We start from the raw sequence: 14,968 nt of genomic DNA, 5'->3' as shown, positions 1-14,968 counted from the left end.
CCCGGAGGCAGCCGCACCGGCCTGCCCCGGCGGCAGGTGTGGATCGACCCGGCGTGGGTAGGACGCTGCGGTGAGTCAGCCGCGCGGCATGCTGCCCCGCCTCCGTGGCGTGTGGGGCAGTTTCTGGGCGGTACCGGCGGCGATCGCCACCGGCGCGGTGCTCGGCGCGATTCTGCTCACCGCCCTGGACCTGCGGCTGCGACTGCCGCTGGACGGCTTCCTGCCGAGCGGACCGGAGGGCGCGAGATCGCTGCTGTCGTCGGTGATCACCGCGATGATCTCGTTCACCGCGCTGGTCTTCTCCATCACGGTGGTCGCGGTGCAGCTGGCTTCCAGCCAGTACTCACCCCGGGTGCTGCGGACGTTCCTGCGCGACCGGGTCAGCCAGGCCACCCTGGGCACATTCGTCGCGACGTTCCTGTTCGCGATGGTGGTCCTCGCCGCGCTACCGGGCCGTTCCGAGGCCCGGCTGCCGGCGCTGTCGCTGGCCGTGTCGATGGCCCTGGTGCTGGGCAGCACCGGGATGTTCATCTACTACCTGCACCACATGACCGCGCTGATGCGGGTCTCGCACATGATCGCGGCGATCGGGGTGCAGAGCAGGCACAGCATCGACCGGTGGGCGGCCCGGCCGACCGATCCGACCGGTTCCCCGGACGGCCCGATCGTCGACGTGCTGGCCGCACCGGATACCGGGGTGGTCGTCGAAGTCGAGGTCGGTCTGCTGGCGCGGCTCGCCCGCCGGCACGGCTGCGCCTTCACGGTCGAGCGGATCCCCGGTGACTTCGTCGTGGCCGGCATGCCGCTGGTCGCCGTACACGCCGTCGGTGACACCCCGCCAGGCCCGGTCGACGCGAAGCTGGTCGGGCAGGCCGTCGAGGTGGGCGTCGAACGGATCTCCGGCCAGGACGTGGGCTTCGGGCTACGGCAGCTCGCCGACATCGCCGAACGGGCGCTCTCCCCCGGCATCAACGACGCCACCACCGCCGTCCGCGCCCTGCAGGAGGCGCACGACCTGCTACGCCGACTGGCCGACCGGCCGGACCGACCGAGGATCGTCCAGGACGACGACGGGACGGTCCGGGTCCACGTCCGCCGGCAGTCGTTCGCCAGCCACCTCGCCACCTCGATCACCGACGTCCGACGGGCCGCCGCGGACCAGCCGAGGGTCATTGAGCTGATCGACAGCATTCTCGCCGACCTGACCACGACGGCCCGGCCCGAGCACCGGCCGGACATCCAGCGGTGCCAGACGGCCTCACCGGTCGCCGGCACTCCGGGACGTCGTTGAGTACCAGCGGCGACCGGCGGTGGCGGTCACCCCGTGCACCAGGGTGCTGGCCGCGATCACCAGCGACCCGGCCGTCCACAGCCGGGAATCCGTCGCCCCCTCGGCGTAGCTGTACGTCAGGTAGAACAGCGCGGACACGCCGATCGGGCCGAACCAGCCGAGAAACACGGTGTCCCGCCACGGCATGCCCAGCGCCGGCCGCAGGGCCAGCACCACCGGCAGCCGGCGCAGCAGCAGCACGGCCACCGGGAACGCCACGACGGGCCAGCCGAGCTCCAGCCACTGCCGCCACGGGACCACCAGACCCAGCAGGAAGAACACCGGAAGGACGAGGTACCGGGTGAGCGCGTCGTCGAGTTGCTGCTCGGACGCCCGGGACCGGCGGCCGATCATCCGGTTGTAGGCCAGGCCGGTGACGAACACGGCGAGGATCGCGTCGGTTCCGGCGACCCGGGCGACCCCCAGGGCGGCCACGCCGAGAACCACGGCGAAGACCAGCAGCGAGCCCTGGTCGACCTGCTCCCGCGCCTCGGCTGCCCGTACCGCCCAACCGGCCAGGTAGCCGACCGCCACACCGACCAGGACCGCCCCGCCGACGCCCCAGGCCGCCTCGGCCACCTGCTGCCCGGCCGGGCGGGCGGCGGCTGCGATCAACGCCAGCGCGACCAGCAGGTACGCGAGCCCGTCGTTGATCCCGGACTCACCGCTGATCACCTGACGCAGCCGGGCCGGCAGTGCCCGTTCGGCTGGTGTCCCGGACACGACGCTCGACGCCAGCACCGGGTCGGTCGGGGTCAGGCAGACCCCGAGCAGCACCGCCAGGGCGATCGGTAGGCCGAGCAGCAGCCAGGCCAGTCCGGCGCTGACCACTGCCATCCCGACCATGCCCAGGGTCAGCAGCACCCCGACCGGGCGGGTCACCGTCAGGTACCCGGTGGCGGGGAACCGCAGCGCGACGGCCATCAGCGACACGGCCAGCAGGATCCGGCTGGCCTCGCGGAGCAGGTCGGTGGTGTCGGGGCGGGCCGGGTCGATCAGCCCGGACACCGGGCCGACCAGGACGCCGAGCAGCAGCGCGAGCAGCGGTTCGCTGACCGGCGCGCGGCGGATGGCGCTCGACCAGAAGGCCAGCAGTACGGCGAGCACGCCGACCAGCGCGTAGCTCAGGTGCAGCGGATGCATCCGGACACCTTCACCGCAGCGGCCGGCGGTTCAAACCTGGCAGCGCCGACCCTCGGTGCCCCGTGCCATCGGGGGTCGGCAGTCACCTGGGCCGGTTATCCGGATGCCGGCCCGGCAAACCTGGTCCGGGGGCGGCACAAGCCCAGGCGTACCCTCGTGGGGTCATGACGGAATCGAAGAGCGACAGTCTCCCGCGCCGGGACGCCGCAGGTCGGGTCGTCGCGTTGCCGGATCTGCTCGGCGTGGTCGGCGCCGGACTGGTGATCGGACTGGTCGTGCTGCTGCTGTTCGACGGCGTGTTCACGCTGATCGGCGACGGCCGACTCGGCCAGTCGAACGGCTGGCTGGCGGTGATCCTGCCGGCGTGGCTGTTCGCCGACGACTTCCGGGCGTGGGCCGGCGGCTCCGCCCGGTTCGTCGCCGCTGCCGTCGCGACCGGGGTCGGGGTCGCCTCCGGGCTGCTCGCCGCCGGGATAGCGGCCGAGCTGCCGGCGACGGCCGGCGGCGGGATCGGGGCGGCGGTCTTCGCCCTGGTGTACGCGGCGGTCTGGTTCCATGGCGTCCGGTGGCTGGACGGCCAGTGAGGAGAGGCATGAGCCCTGCGGTGAAGTACACGCTCGGCCGGATCGGGCTGTTCGTGGTCGTCGTGCTGGCCCTCTGGCCGATCGACCTCAACATTTTTCTGAAGCTCATGATCGCGGTCATTTTCTCGGCCGCGTTGTCGTGGTTCCTGATGCGCGGTTGGCGGGACGAGATGGCGCAGCAGATCGCCGAGTCCGCCGAGCGCCGCCGCTCCGAGAAGGAACGGCTGCGGTCCGCGCTGGCCGGCGAGGGCCAGACCGACGGTACGGTCGGCAAGTCCGGTACGGTCGGCAAGTCCCAGGAGGATTCCTAGCATTCGCCCACCGGCCCCGCTCGATCTGGTACTGCGTGGGTCACTCGAAGCAGACCCTCAACCAGCGGTGACCGTACGGCCGGCCGACCCCAGCCCGGGGCCGGCCGGTACCACGCGGCAGTCCTGCCCTAGCCGGGCAGTTGTGCCTCGATCGCGGCGACCACCGCGTCGTCGGTCGGCTCGACCCGGGGCCGGAACCGGCCGACCACCCGACCGTCCGGCGCAATCAGGAACTTCTCGAAGTTCCACTGGATGTCACCGGCGGCACCGTCGGCGTCGGCGGTGCCGGTCAGCTCGGCGTAGACCGGGTGTCGGCCGGGCCCGTTGACCTCGACCTTGGCGAACATCGGGAACGTCACACCGTACGTCGCCGAGCAGAACTCCTGGATCTCCTCGGCGCTGCCCGGCTCCTGGCCACCGAACTGGTTGCACGGGAAGCCGACCACCGAGAAGCCCCGGTCGGCGTACCGCTCGTGCAGCTGTTCCAGGCCGGCGTACTGCGGGGTCAGCCCGCACTTCGACGCCACGTTGACCACCAGCAGGGCCTTGCCGGCGAAGTCCCCCAGCGAGCCGGGCTGCCCGGCCAGGGTGGTGAGTGGAATGTCGTAGATCCCCACGTCTCGATCCTCTCTCCCGCCCAGTGCGGTCGCACCGGCCGGCCGTCGTACAGGTAGGCGACGTTTCCGTGATCGGCCGCCGCGAGTGCACACCGCACCCGCCTGCCAACATAAGCTGCGGCAGCCGTCCGACCGCCTCGGGGCAGACGAGTAGAGCGGGTGCCTTCGGCCGCCGGGTCGAGCTCGTCGAAGGAGAGATCTGGCCAGCGGTAATCGTTTCGTGGCGCGGCGACACCACCGGTCAACTGCTGGCGCTGCTGCCGAGATCCGGGGTCCGGGTGACGACTGCGACCCTGCCGACCGGGGAGTCGCTTCCCGATCCAGGACCTCAACGTCAAGGCCAGGCTCTACGGTCGGGCCGGTTACCCCCGTGTACTGGGTGGTCACCCAGAAGGCGATCTACGAGCACACCGCGTCTCGGCTGACCGCCCCATTCCTTTCCCACCTGGTGCCACCGGTACCAGCACCGCGGTTCGGTCGGTCAGCCGCGCCGCCACTTCTGGTTGGCACCGCCGTGGCACTCGTAGATGATCAGCCGAGCACCGTCGGCGGTGTTCCAGTCGACCACGTCGACGCACTTGTTGGCCTGCGGGTTGACCAGGTCACCGGCGCCGGAGAGCACCCACTGCTGGGCCGGGTTGCCGCTGCAGTTCGCGAGCTGCACCACGGCACCGTTGGCGGTCGAGCCCCAGGCGACGTCCATGCAGAGGCCGAACGCCCGGATGGTGCCGTCGCCGGGGAAGGTCCAGTTCTGCGCGTTGGTGCCGTTGCACCGGTACAGCTGCAGGTACTGGCCGTCGACTCCGTTGGAGTTCGGCACGTCGAGACACTTGTCGGCGAGCCCGATGATCCGGCTGGTCTGGCCGCCGCCGGTGGTGGTGGTCAACGACAGCCCGTAGCGGGACAGGATCTCGTTGACCGGCTGGTAGACGGTGGTGCCGCCGGAGCTGCAGTTGCCACCGGCGCCGGAGGTGATGCCCTGTGCCTGGGTGCCGGCGATGAACGAGCCGCCGGAGTCACCGGGCTGCGCGCAGGCGCTGCTGGAGACCAGTCCGTAGACGAGCTGACCCGAGTAGTTGACGGTGACGTTCTTGGCGGTGATGATGCCGCACCGCCAGCCGGTGGTCCGGCCGGACCGGCAGACGGCGGCCCCGACGGCCGCTTCCTGCGAGCCGGTGACGTTGGCCGTGCCGCCGCCGTAGTTGTTCACCCAGGGCCGGGGCACCCAGTTGGCGTTGGTCTGCACCCAGGCGAGGTCGTCGCCGGGGAACGACGACCCCCGGAAGGTGCCCTGCGCGACCCCGCTGCCGGCGGTGGAGGCCCCGACGCCGCCGCAGTGGCCGGCGGTGACGAATCCACCGGCGACGGCGAAGCCGACCGAGCAGAGCACGCTGTTGTTGATCACGTACTGGTCGCCGCCCCGGATGTCGTACACCGGGCGGTAGGCGTCGTCGCTGCGTACCACTGAGGTGGCGGCGCTGGGCAGCCCGGCGGCGCGGGCGAAGCCGGTGGCCGCCGCGACGTCGGCGGCCACGATGGTCACCGTGTTGGTGACCGGGTCGACATACCAGGAGTGCACGGCGTCACCGGCGCTGGCGGCCCGGCGGTCGAGTCCGGCGGCGAGCCGGTCGAGCTCGGCGAGGCTGTGGGTGACGGTCCGGGGTTCGGCCCCGGCCGCGCGGACCCGGGCGGCCTGCGCCGGGTCGGTCACCCCGACGACGACGGTACGGCCGTCGGCAGCGACCCAGGTGCCGGCGTACGCGTCGGCCAGTTCGGTGCGCAGGCGGTGTTCGATCGGTACGGCGGCGGCCTCGACGGCGAGCCGGGTGGCCAGCTGGTCCGGGGTGAGGTCGAGATCCCGGCGCAGCGCGGCGAGCTGGCCGGCGGGCAGCGCGTCGAAATCGGCGGCTGCTGCAGAGTCGGCCGGATCGGTGGTGGTAGTCGGGTCGGCGGCCTCGGCGGTGGTGGCCGGTGCGGTCGTGGCGGGGGCGGGGCCGGGGCTGCCGGCGGTTGGCGCGGCGGCGGCCGGCGGCGGTACGGCGAGCAGGCTGGCGCCAAGGGTCAGGCCCAGCAGCGCACCCAGCTTGCGGTTCATCTGCATACCTCCGGGAGGTCGATGTGAGCAAGTCGCGAGAGCGCTCTCAAATAGGAAAGTTTACTAATTGACAACCTTCTGTCAATATCCACAGAGGTCGACCCGGCCCTGGCGCCTACACCGAGGTGCTGGCGATCGGTCTGCTCGTCGCCTACGCCGTGGTCAGCGGGCTGCCGACGCCACGTTGGGCGACGGCAGGGTTGAGTGGCCGGCGCGGTGTTCGTCCCAGGTCATCCAGTACGGCCCACGCCGGGCCGGCGTCGCTGTGATGCGCCATTGGTCCAGCGGCGTGCACCCGGGCAACCACGGCCGGGCACGCGCTACACCCTGCCGGGCACCCCGTGCTGCGCCGGCCCGACTCCGGTCGTCGCGGTCAGCCTCGCGGTCGTCGACGCACTCGGGAACGCGCTAGCCAGCTGGGAATATCCGCCGGTGAGGTGTACGGAGCCGAGGGCACAGATCCTCCTCCCCGGCAAGTGGATCACCGACGCCACCATGTGAGGCTGAGATACCTTATCCGCCGGTCGAAAGGTATCTCAGCCTCACATGATCTTGGTGATCCCGGCTTCGTGTGTGTAGGGGGCGGGGCCGGTCAGGGTGAGCCGTGCGGGAGGACCCGGTAGCCGAGTTGCTGGCCGTAGGTCATCAACGGGCGCAGGGTCGGGACGAGTTCGGTGGCCTGCGTGGACCAGTGGTGTCCCCGGTTGCCGCCGAGTCGGCGGTTACTGTCGAGTCGGCGGTGGCGGGCCGGTGTCGTCTGCCGTTGTCGCCGCAGGTGGTGCAGCCGCCGGGAGGCCGTGGACCGGCCGGAGCGCCGGTCGAGCCAGCGCAGCCACCAGTCACGGATCATCTCGATGATCATTTCTCGCCCTTGATCATTTGGTCGATGGTCAAGTTTCTGCGCGCCGGGGCAGTCGGTAGAGTCCGTGGCGCTGGACGAATATCTCCCGCCGTTCGGCGGCGTTGCCGTACCGGTCGATCACGTATCCGGCCAGCCAGCCCGCAGTCCGGGCACCACCTGGACTTGACCTTGAACGACCACAGCCAGGCGTAGAAACCGAGCAGCGCCGCGCTGAACAACGCTCCCACTCCATCATCGACATCCCCTCGGAGACCTCTACGCTGAAGGTGAGGATGTGCGCAGATGCGCCAAGGTCTTCGACGACCTGCGAGCATCTGCCCTGTCACCCGCAGCATCGGCCGAGATGATCAAGGACCTCCGGGATAGGGAGACACCATGAAGGCACTCGACAACCAGTGGCGCACGAGCAGCCGCAGCGGCGGCAACGGTGCCTGCGTGGAGGCGCGGTACGTCGACCAGGCCGCCCAGGTGCGTGACAGCAAGGACCAGGCTGGGCCGGTGCTGTCCTTCACCCCTACCCAGTGGACCGGCTTCGTCCAGGACATCAGGACCGGCAGGTTCGAAGCCTGACACCCGTCCGACCGCTGGCCCGACAAGCGAATGCCAGCGGTGCTGCTCCGTCGATGTCTGCCTGGAGCTTTTGTGAGCGATCCGACCGCTGGCAGAGGGTCGAGTTGGATTCACCCGGTGCGTCGCGGACCGGTTCTCCTGACCGCCGCAGCCGGATGCGCCGTGATCCACGTCGTCGGCGTCCTGACGGACAGTCCGGTCTGGCGCTACACCGAGGTGCTGGCGATCGGTCTGCTCGTCGCCTATGCCGTGGTCAGCGGGCTGCCGACGCCACGTTGGGCGGTGCCGGCGGCGCTCGCCGTACTGATGCTGGACGCCGTCCGAACGATGCCTGCCGACCGGGCCGAGGGTCGTGGCTGGCAGGTGCTGCGGCCGGATACCTCCGGCGTCGACCGGCTCGCGGGCGCCGAGGCGGGCCTCGCCATCTGCTGGGCGTCGCTGACCGCGGTGGCGATACTGCTCGCGGTGTGGCACCGCCACCCCCGGCGGCGCCGGACAACGGTCGCCACAGCACTGGCAGCCGCGGTGATCACCGGGTACACGGTGATCCGGATCTCTGCCATCTGGCTGATCTTGGCGGCGGACCACCGTGACCATCCGACCGGGGCGGACCTGGCCGGCTCGGTGATCGCCGTGAGCCTGGCGGTGCTGCCGCCGTTGGGGCTCGGGTTGGCCGCGCTGGCGCTCGCCACGGCGCTGGCCGGGCACCGCCGGTGGCTCGCCTCGGCCGGGGCGGCGCTGCTCGCCGTCACCGCGCTGCCCCATGTGGACGCGGCCATCCGAGCCGTGCCGCTGCCCCTGTACGTGGGCGACCCGCTCGCCTGGTCCGCCGCGTACGCCATCGCGTCCACGCCGTCGACGCCGTACCCGGTCACGGCGCTCATCACGCTGCTGGAACTGACCGCGTACCTGCTGCTCGTCACGGGCTTGACCAATCTCCACCCGCCGACACCCACTGCCCGGACCGAGGCAGACCAGTCGCGGCGGTGAACCCCCGGGGTCGCTGCCGCACTCGCTGACCAACTGCCGGACGACGGCGCCTATCCTCAGTAAACGATAACCGTTATCATCACCATGCCGGTTGCCGAGCGAGGAGGCGTCGATGGCGCATGTGTTGCTGGTGGAAAGCTGGGTCGGAGCGATGGCGCATCTGCTGCCCAGGGCCGTGCTGGAGGCCGGGCACCGGTTCTCCTTCCTGACCCGCGACCTGCACCACTACCTGCGCAGCGCGCCAGCCGGGGGCGCGCATCCGTTGCTCGCCGCGCACAACGTGCTGACCGCCGAGACCAACGACCTGTCCAAACTGCTGGAGCACACGGAACAGCTGCACCGGGCGCTGCGCTTCGACGGCGTACTCACCTCCTGCGACTACTACCTCGACACCGCCGCCCAGCTGGCCGCCCACCTGGGACTGCCCGGCGCGGACCCAGCGGCGGTGCGCCGGGCGTACCGCAAGGACCTCGCCCGGGCGGCGATGGACGCCGCCGACGTGCCGCAACCCCGGTACGCGCTCGCGCAGAGCTGGTCCGACGTCGCGCAGGCCGCCCGGGAGCTGGGCTTCCCGCTGGTGGTCAAACCGGTCGACCTCTGCGCCGGCATGTACGTGCGCGAAGTCGCCGACGAGGCCGGGCTACGGGCGGCGTTCGACGCCCTCACCGGGTTCCCGGTCAACGCCAGACGCCAGCCCCGGGTGCCGACGGTGCTGCTGGAGGAGCTGCTGTCCGGCCCGGAGGTGAGCGTGGAGACGGTCACCGTGGACGGACACACGACGGTCGTCGGGGTGACCGACAAGAGCCTCGGCGGTGCCTCGGGGTTCGTCGAGACCGGACACATGTTCCCGGCGTCGCTCGACCCGGCGACCACCAGCCGGGCCGGTGAGGTGGCGGTGGCCGCGCTGGCGGCGGTCGGGCTGGACCGCGGGGTCGCCCACACCGAGCTGCGGTTGACCCCGGCCGGGCCCCGGGTGGTCGAGGTCAACCCCCGGCCGGCCGGCAACCAGATCACCGAGCTGGTGCGCCGGGTCACCGGCATCGACCTGCCCATGGTGTACGCGCAACTGGCGCTCGGAGAGACCGCCGACCTCACACCCGCCGACACCGGCGTACGCAGCGCGGCGATCGCATTCGTGCTGCCGCCGCGCCCCGGTGTCGTCGCCCGGATCGACGGAACCGGGGCCTGGGAAACCGACCCACGGGTCGTCGACTGGTCGGTGAAACCCGCCGGCCACCGGGCCGGTGACAGCGGCAGCAACAACGACTACCTGGGCCACGTCATGGTGGTCGACACGGCCGGGGCCGGCGCGCGGACCGTCGCCGACGGCCTGGCCGCGCAGGTACGGGTCGGGTACGTCGACGACGGCGGCGGCACCGACCGGCACCGGTCCGCCGCCGCGCCGGCCGGAGCGGCGGTATGACGGCGTCCACCGACAGCACCACGGCGTCGTCCGTGTCGCCGGACCAGCCGGCGTCGTCCGTGTCGCCGGCCCGGCCGGCGTACCGGTCCCTCGCCGCGCTGATCGACGCGGTACGGGCCGGACGGCACGGCGTGGACCCGACCCGCTGCCAGGTCAGTGTGGGGTTCGTGACCAGGCAGGGCGCGCGGCACGCGAATCGGCTGCGCAGCTACCGCAATCAGGTGCTGAGTCTGCGGGTCGACACGGCGGTAGGCTCCTGCGCGGTCGAACCCGGCGAGCTGCCCGACGAGGTCGTCTACGACTGTGTCGGCGCCACGGTCGCCGACCTGCTCGCCCATCCGTTGCTGCCGGTGCGGGTGGCCGCGCTCGACGCGTACCTGATGGCGCAGCACCCGCACGCCGAGGCGGCCGACACGGTGGTCACCGTGCCCGCCGGCAGCTCGCTGGCCAAGTCGCAGACCCGGGCCGCCGCCGTGGTCGACCTGCTGCCGCCGACCAGCGGCCCGGTCCTGGTCGTCGGGGTGGTGAACTCGCTGCTGGCCCGGCTCCGGGCCGACGGCCGACGGTATCTGCCGTGCGACCTGGCCGGCGGCCACACCGAATGGGACGAGCCGTGCCTGCCCGACGCGGCGGCGCTGCTGGACCGCTGCGACGCGATCCTCGCCTCGGGAATGACGCTCGGCAACGGCACCTTCGAGCCGCTGCTGACCCACGCCGCCGCCGAGGGCAAGCCGTTCGTGGCGTTCGCGCAGACCGGCAGCGCGGTGCTGCCGTGGTTCCGCGGAGCCGGGCTGACGGCGGTGTCGGCCGAGCCGTACCCGTTCTTCTGGCTCGACGGCGGCCCGACGGCCCTCTACCGGTACGGGGTGTCCGGGTGAGCGCGCCGCAGCTGCTGAACCTGGTGGGGCACACCCCGCTGATCTACGTCGACGCGCCGCTGCCGCACCCGCACGGCGGCTTCTGGGCCAAGGTCGAGTCCGTCGCGCCGGGCGGGATGAAGGCCCGCGCGGCGGTGGCGATGCTGGCCGGCGCGCGGCGGCGCGGCGAACTCCGCGACGGCGCACCGGTGGTGGAGTCGACCAGCGGCACCCTCGGCATCGGGCTGGTGTTCGCCGGGCAGGCCCTCGGCCACCCGGTGGTGCTGGTCGTCGACCGGGAGCTGGAGCCGTCGATGCGGGCGCTGCTGCGCGCGTACGGAGCCCGGCTGGAGGTGGTCGAGCAGCCCCACCCGACAGGTGGCTGGCAGCAGGCCCGCCGGGAACGGCTGACGCAGGTGCTGGCGACGCTGCCCGGCGCGTACTGGCCGGACCAGTACCACAACCCCGACAACGTCGCCGGGTACGCGAGCCTCGGTGACGAGATCGCCGCCCAGGTCGACGCCGTCGACGTGCTGGTGTGCAGCGTCGGCACCGGCGGGCACAGCGCCGGGCTGGCCCGGACGCTGCGCCGGCACTGGCAGCAGCTGCGGCTGATCGGCGTGGACACCATCGGCTCGACGATCTTCGGCCAGCCGGCCCGGCGGCGGGTGATGCGCGGGCTGGGCAGCAGCATCTATCCGGACAACGTGGACTATCCGGCGTTCGACGAGGTGCACTGGCTGGGCCCGGCGGAGGCGGTGGACACCTGCCGCCGGCTGGCCCGGACGGCGTTCGTCACCGGCGGATGGTCCACCGGCGCGGTCGCCAGGGTCGCCGCCTGGGTGGCCCGCACCCAGCCGGACACCCGGGTGCTGGCGGTCTTCCCCGACGGCCCGCACCGCTACCTCGACTCCATCTTCGACGACGGCTGGTGCGGCCGGCACGGGCTGCTCGGCCCCACCCCCGGCCATCCGGTCGAGATACCGCACCCCGGTGCGGTGGAGGTCACCCGGTGGAGCCGCTGCCGGGTGGTCGGCGATCCGGTACGCCACGAGCGGGTGCCGGCATGAAACTGTCCTGGCACCCGTACCGACTGGTGCTGCGCGAACCGCTGCGGATCTCCCGGTCGGTGATGGCGCACCGCGAAGCGGTCCAGCTGACCGTCACCCACGACGGGCTCGCCGGCCACGGCGAGGTCGTCACCAGCGGCTACTACGGACTCGACCGGGCCGCGATCGAACGTACCTGTGCCGGCTGGACCGGCCGGCTCGCCGGCTGTTCGGATCCGGCGGCGCTGCGCGACGAGCTGAACACGTTCGACGGACCCGCCGGGGTGCTCGCGGCGCTGGACACCGCCGTACACGACCTGCTCGGCCAGGCCCGGGGGCTGCCGGTGCACCGACTGCTGGCAGCGCCGGCGCCGACGCCGGTCGCCACGGCGTACACGATCGGGCTGGTGCCGGTCGCGGACGCGGCGGCGACCGCGCGTCGGCTGGTCGCCGCCGGGTTCGCGGTGCTGAAGGTGAAGGCCGGTGACGACGCCGACGTGGCCCGGGTGGCGGCGGTACGCGCGGAGGCGCCGACGGCCCGGCTGCTGCTCGACCCCAACGGCGGCTGGTCCGCCGAGCAGGCGGTTCGGCGGCTCGACGCGCTCACCCCGTACCGGATCGACGCCGTCGAGCAGCCGATCCCGCCGGGACGGCCCGACCTGCTGGCCCGGGTGGCCGCCCGCACCGCGATCCCGGTCGTCGCCGACGAGGACGCCGAGCGCCTCGCCGACCTGGACCGGCTCACCGGCGCGGTCGCCGGGGTGAACGTCAAGCTGGCCAAGTGCGGTGGGATCGCCGCCGCCACCCGGATCGTCGAGGCGGCCAGGGAACGCGGCCTGGACATCATGCTCGGCTGCCTGGTCGCCAGCACGCTCGGCGTCGCACCGGCCGTGCATCTGGCCGGCCTCGCCCGCTGGGTCGACCTGGACGGGCACCTGCTGATCGCCGATGACCCGTGGACCGGGATCGGCGGCCACGACGGCGTGCTGCGCCTGGCGGACACCCCCGGCCTCGGCGTGACGGAGGCGGTGCGGTGAGGGCGACCTGGACGACGCTGACCAGCTTTCCACCGGCGATCCGGCTGCTGGTGGTCAATCAGCTCGGGGTCAACGTCGGCTTCTACATGCTGCTGCCCTACCTGGCCGGTTACCTGCGCGACGACATCGGCCTGTCGGCCACCCTGGTCGGCCTGGTCCTCGGGGTACGCAACCTGAGCCAGCAGGGACTGTTCCTGGTCGGCGGATCGGCCGCCGACCGGCTCGGCGCACGTGGCGTGATCATCGCGGGCTGCGGGCTGCGGGCGGTCGGCTTCGCGGTGTTCGCGGTCGGCGGGTCGCTGCCCGCACTGCTGGCCGCCTCGGTGCTGACCGGGCTGGCCGGGGCGCTGTTCAACCCGGCGGTACGCGCCTACCTCGCCGAGGCCGCCCCCGAGCGCCGGGCCGAGGCTTTCGCCCTGTTCAACGTCTTCGCCAGCGCCGGTGCGCTGCTCGGGCCGCTGCTCGGCAGCGCGCTGCTGCTGGTCGACTTCCGGGCCGCCGCGATCGGCGCGACGGTGGTGTTCGCCGCGCTGACCGTGGCGCAACTGCTGGTGCTGCCACCGCACCCGGTGACCCGCAGCGGGCAGAGCGTCGGCCGGGACTGGCGGGAGGCGCTGACCGACGGTCGGTTCCTGGCGTTCACGGTGGCGTTGAGTGCGCTGTTCGCCCTGCAGACCCAGCTGTACCTGGTGCTACCGGTGCAGGCCGAGGCCGCCGCCGGCACCGCGCTGGCGGTGGCGGCACTCTTCGTCGTGTCCACGGTGGTCACTCTCGTCTGGCAGGTGCGGTTGACCGGCTGGCTGCGCCAGCGGGGCAGCCGTGGGGTGTCCATCGCGGCCGGGTTGGCGGTGGCCGGTCTCGGATTCCTGCTGCCGCTGCTGCCGGTGACCGGCCCGCCTCCGGTGCGGGCGCTGCCGACGCTGGTCGCCGCGCTGGCGCTGGCGGTCGGGGTGATGATGGCGCAGCCGTTCGTCCTGGAACTGGTGCCCGGCTTCGCCCGCGACGGGCTGACCGGCACCTACTTCGGCGTGTTCTACCTGGCCTCCGGGGTTGTGGCGGCGCTGGCCACCACCGCCGTCGGCCGGTTCATGCAGACCGGTGGCCAGCCGGACGGGGCGGCGCAGGGCGTACCCGCCGGAGCGTGGCTGCTCTGCGCCGGGCTGGGCCTGGCCTGCGGCGCCGCTGTGTGGGCGCTGCACCGCCGGGGCCTGCTCGCCCCACGTACGGTGCCGACCACCGCCGGAAAGGCGGCCCGGTGAGCCGGCCGGTGGTCGGGAGCGGGCCGGTGGTGTCGGGCGGCAACCTGCTCACCGACAACCCGCAGCTGTACGAGGCCCAGTTTCCCGACCCGGAGCACCGGGCGGCCAGGTTCGTGGCCGACCTGGTCGACCGGTTCGCGCCCGGCCCGCCCGGCCGGCGGCTGCTCGACCTCGGCTGCGGCACCGGCCGCGACGCCGGGTACCTCGCCGACGCCGGCTTCGACGTCACCGGGTTGGACCTGTCCCCCCGGATGCTGGCCTACGCCCGCCGCCGCCACCAGCGGGTCCGGTTCGTCGAAGGTGACCTGCGTACGTTCGACCTCGACCTGCGCTTCGACGTGGTCACCTGCCTGGACAGTGCGCTGCTGTACTGCCACCACAACGCCGACCTGACCGCCGCGCTGGCCAACTGCCGACGGCAGCTGGCCCCCGGCGGGCTGCTCATCGCCGAGATGCGCAACGGCGCGTACTTCCTCGGCAACACCGACCTGGTCGACGGGCCCAGCATCCGGTCGGTGCGCTGGCAGGGCGTCACCTACACGTCCCGTACCACCTTGTGGATCGACGCCGCGGCGCAGCTGCTGCGCCGCCGTCGGATGTGGACCTGGCCGGGTGCGGAGCAGGAACTCGTGCAGAACTCCGCATGGCGGCTGCTCTTCCCGCAGGAGCTGCGCCATCTGCTGGAGGGCGCCGGGTTCGACGTCCTCGCCCTGTTCGACGCCCCCGGCCCGCGTACCGAACCGCCCTGGCGTCCCGGCGCCGAGCTGGCGACCGGCCTACGCGGCGACCGCCTGCACCTGGTCGCCCGCCGCCGCGACGACGCGGCCTGAAATCCCCGCTG

Annotated in this window: 15 protein-coding genes; 11 read left to right on the top strand and 4 right to left on the bottom strand. The window is 72.5% G+C overall.

Annotated elements, in window-relative coordinates; genetic code table 11:
• Nucleotides 1-70 precede the first annotated feature (70 nt).
• Complete coding sequence (locus tag O7621_RS06555; RefSeq protein ID WP_282233198.1) at nt 71-1,291, top strand: DUF2254 domain-containing protein; 1,221 nt, start codon at nt 71-73, stop codon at nt 1,289-1,291.
• On the opposite strand, the gene O7621_RS06550 is transcribed toward O7621_RS06555, so the two are convergent.
• Nucleotides 1,259-2,473 carry a cation:proton antiporter gene (locus O7621_RS06550; protein WP_282233197.1) on the bottom strand — a complete coding sequence of 405 codons (1,215 nt, stop codon included), beginning with the start codon at nt 2,471-2,473 and terminating at the stop codon, nt 1,259-1,261. The genes O7621_RS06555 and O7621_RS06550 overlap by 33 nt on opposite strands.
• 164 nt (nt 2,474-2,637) lie before the next feature.
• On the opposite strand from O7621_RS06550, the gene O7621_RS06545 reads away from it, so the two are divergent.
• On the top strand, nt 2,638-3,057 hold the full coding sequence (locus O7621_RS06545) for a hypothetical protein (protein WP_282233196.1): 420 nt from the start codon (nt 2,638-2,640) through the stop codon (nt 3,055-3,057).
• A gap of 8 nt (nt 3,058-3,065) precedes the next feature.
• Entirely contained in the window at nt 3,066-3,368 is a 303-nt protein-coding gene (locus O7621_RS06540) for a DUF4229 domain-containing protein (RefSeq protein WP_282233195.1), read from the top strand.
• A 128-nt stretch (nt 3,369-3,496) separates the two neighbouring features.
• Here the strand turns inward: O7621_RS06540 and O7621_RS06535 are convergent, their stop codons facing one another.
• The 3 genes from O7621_RS06535 to O7621_RS06525 all read right to left on the bottom strand — a co-directional run bounded on the left by O7621_RS06535 (nt 3,497) and on the right by O7621_RS06525 (nt 6,930).
• Complete coding sequence (locus O7621_RS06535; protein ID WP_282233194.1) at nt 3,497-3,985, bottom strand: glutathione peroxidase; 489 nt, start codon at nt 3,983-3,985, stop codon at nt 3,497-3,499.
• 481 nt (nt 3,986-4,466) lie between these two features.
• A complete protein-coding gene (locus O7621_RS06530) occupies nt 4,467-6,080 on the bottom strand; it encodes a ricin-type beta-trefoil lectin domain protein (protein ID WP_282233193.1) in 1,614 nt (537 codons plus the stop codon).
• Between the two features lie 592 nt (nt 6,081-6,672).
• Entirely contained in the window at nt 6,673-6,930 is a 258-nt protein-coding gene (locus tag O7621_RS06525; RefSeq protein ID WP_282233192.1) for a hypothetical protein, read from the bottom strand.
• A gap of 387 nt (nt 6,931-7,317) precedes the next feature.
• On the opposite strand from O7621_RS06525, the gene O7621_RS06520 reads away from it, so the two are divergent.
• The 8 genes from O7621_RS06520 to O7621_RS06485 all read left to right on the top strand — a co-directional run bounded on the left by O7621_RS06520 (nt 7,318) and on the right by O7621_RS06485 (nt 14,957).
• Nucleotides 7,318-7,512 (top strand): DUF397 domain-containing protein, encoded by a 195-nt coding sequence (locus O7621_RS06520; protein WP_282233191.1) that lies wholly within the window; start codon nt 7,318-7,320, stop codon nt 7,510-7,512.
• A 162-nt stretch (nt 7,513-7,674) separates the two neighbouring features.
• Nucleotides 7,675-8,502, top strand: coding sequence for a hypothetical protein (locus O7621_RS06515; protein WP_282233190.1), 828 nt, complete (start codon nt 7,675-7,677; stop codon nt 8,500-8,502).
• A gap of 112 nt (nt 8,503-8,614) precedes the next feature.
• Entirely contained in the window at nt 8,615-9,925 is a 1,311-nt protein-coding gene (locus O7621_RS06510; RefSeq protein ID WP_282233189.1) for an ATP-grasp domain-containing protein, read from the top strand.
• Nucleotides 9,922-10,803, top strand: coding sequence for a DUF364 domain-containing protein (locus O7621_RS06505; protein ID WP_282233188.1), 882 nt, complete (start codon nt 9,922-9,924; stop codon nt 10,801-10,803). Before O7621_RS06510 ends, O7621_RS06505 begins: the two co-directional genes overlap by 4 nt.
• Nucleotides 10,800-11,852 (top strand): PLP-dependent cysteine synthase family protein, encoded by a 1,053-nt coding sequence (locus O7621_RS06500; RefSeq protein WP_282233187.1) that lies wholly within the window; start codon nt 10,800-10,802, stop codon nt 11,850-11,852. The genes O7621_RS06505 and O7621_RS06500 overlap by 4 nt, the downstream gene beginning before the upstream one ends.
• Entirely contained in the window at nt 11,849-12,868 is a 1,020-nt protein-coding gene (locus tag O7621_RS06495) for a dipeptide epimerase (RefSeq protein ID WP_282233186.1), read from the top strand. Before O7621_RS06500 ends, O7621_RS06495 begins: the two co-directional genes overlap by 4 nt.
• The gene (locus O7621_RS06490; protein WP_282233185.1) at nt 12,865-14,127 is read left to right on the top strand and encodes an MFS transporter; all 1,263 of its coding nucleotides are present in this window, start codon (nt 12,865-12,867) and stop codon (nt 14,125-14,127) included. The genes O7621_RS06495 and O7621_RS06490 overlap by 4 nt, the downstream gene beginning before the upstream one ends.
• On the top strand, nt 14,124-14,957 hold the full coding sequence (locus O7621_RS06485) for a class I SAM-dependent methyltransferase (protein ID WP_282233184.1): 834 nt from the start codon (nt 14,124-14,126) through the stop codon (nt 14,955-14,957). Before O7621_RS06490 ends, O7621_RS06485 begins: the two co-directional genes overlap by 4 nt.
• Nucleotides 14,958-14,968: the final 11 nt, after the last annotated feature.

This window comes from Solwaraspora sp. WMMD937, from assembly GCF_029581175.1.
Lineage (GTDB): Bacteria > Actinomycetota > Actinomycetes > Mycobacteriales > Micromonosporaceae > Micromonospora_E.
Note: the sequence above shows the minus strand (reverse complement) of the source record. Positions and strands in the feature narration are given on the sequence as shown.

What these genes read in the sequence shown, in the direction of transcription:
- O7621_RS06550 (WP_282233197.1), bottom strand. Translation starts at nt 2,473, where the DNA reads ATGCATCCGCTGCACCTGAGCTACGCGCTGGTCGGCGTGCTCGCCGTA.
- O7621_RS06545 (WP_282233196.1), top strand. Translation starts at nt 2,638, where the DNA reads ATGACGGAATCGAAGAGCGACAGTCTCCCGCGCCGGGACGCCGCAGGT.
- O7621_RS06540 (WP_282233195.1), top strand. Translation starts at nt 3,066, where the DNA reads ATGAGCCCTGCGGTGAAGTACACGCTCGGCCGGATCGGGCTGTTCGTG.
- O7621_RS06530 (WP_282233193.1), bottom strand. Translation starts at nt 6,080, where the DNA reads ATGAACCGCAAGCTGGGTGCGCTGCTGGGCCTGACCCTTGGCGCCAGC.
- O7621_RS06525 (WP_282233192.1), bottom strand. Translation starts at nt 6,930, where the DNA reads ATGATCCGTGACTGGTGGCTGCGCTGGCTCGACCGGCGCTCCGGCCGG.
- O7621_RS06520 (WP_282233191.1), top strand. Translation starts at nt 7,318, where the DNA reads ATGAAGGCACTCGACAACCAGTGGCGCACGAGCAGCCGCAGCGGCGGC.
- O7621_RS06510 (WP_282233189.1), top strand. Translation starts at nt 8,615, where the DNA reads ATGGCGCATGTGTTGCTGGTGGAAAGCTGGGTCGGAGCGATGGCGCAT.
- O7621_RS06505 (WP_282233188.1), top strand. Translation starts at nt 9,922, where the DNA reads ATGACGGCGTCCACCGACAGCACCACGGCGTCGTCCGTGTCGCCGGAC.
- O7621_RS06495 (WP_282233186.1), top strand. Translation starts at nt 11,849, where the DNA reads ATGAAACTGTCCTGGCACCCGTACCGACTGGTGCTGCGCGAACCGCTG.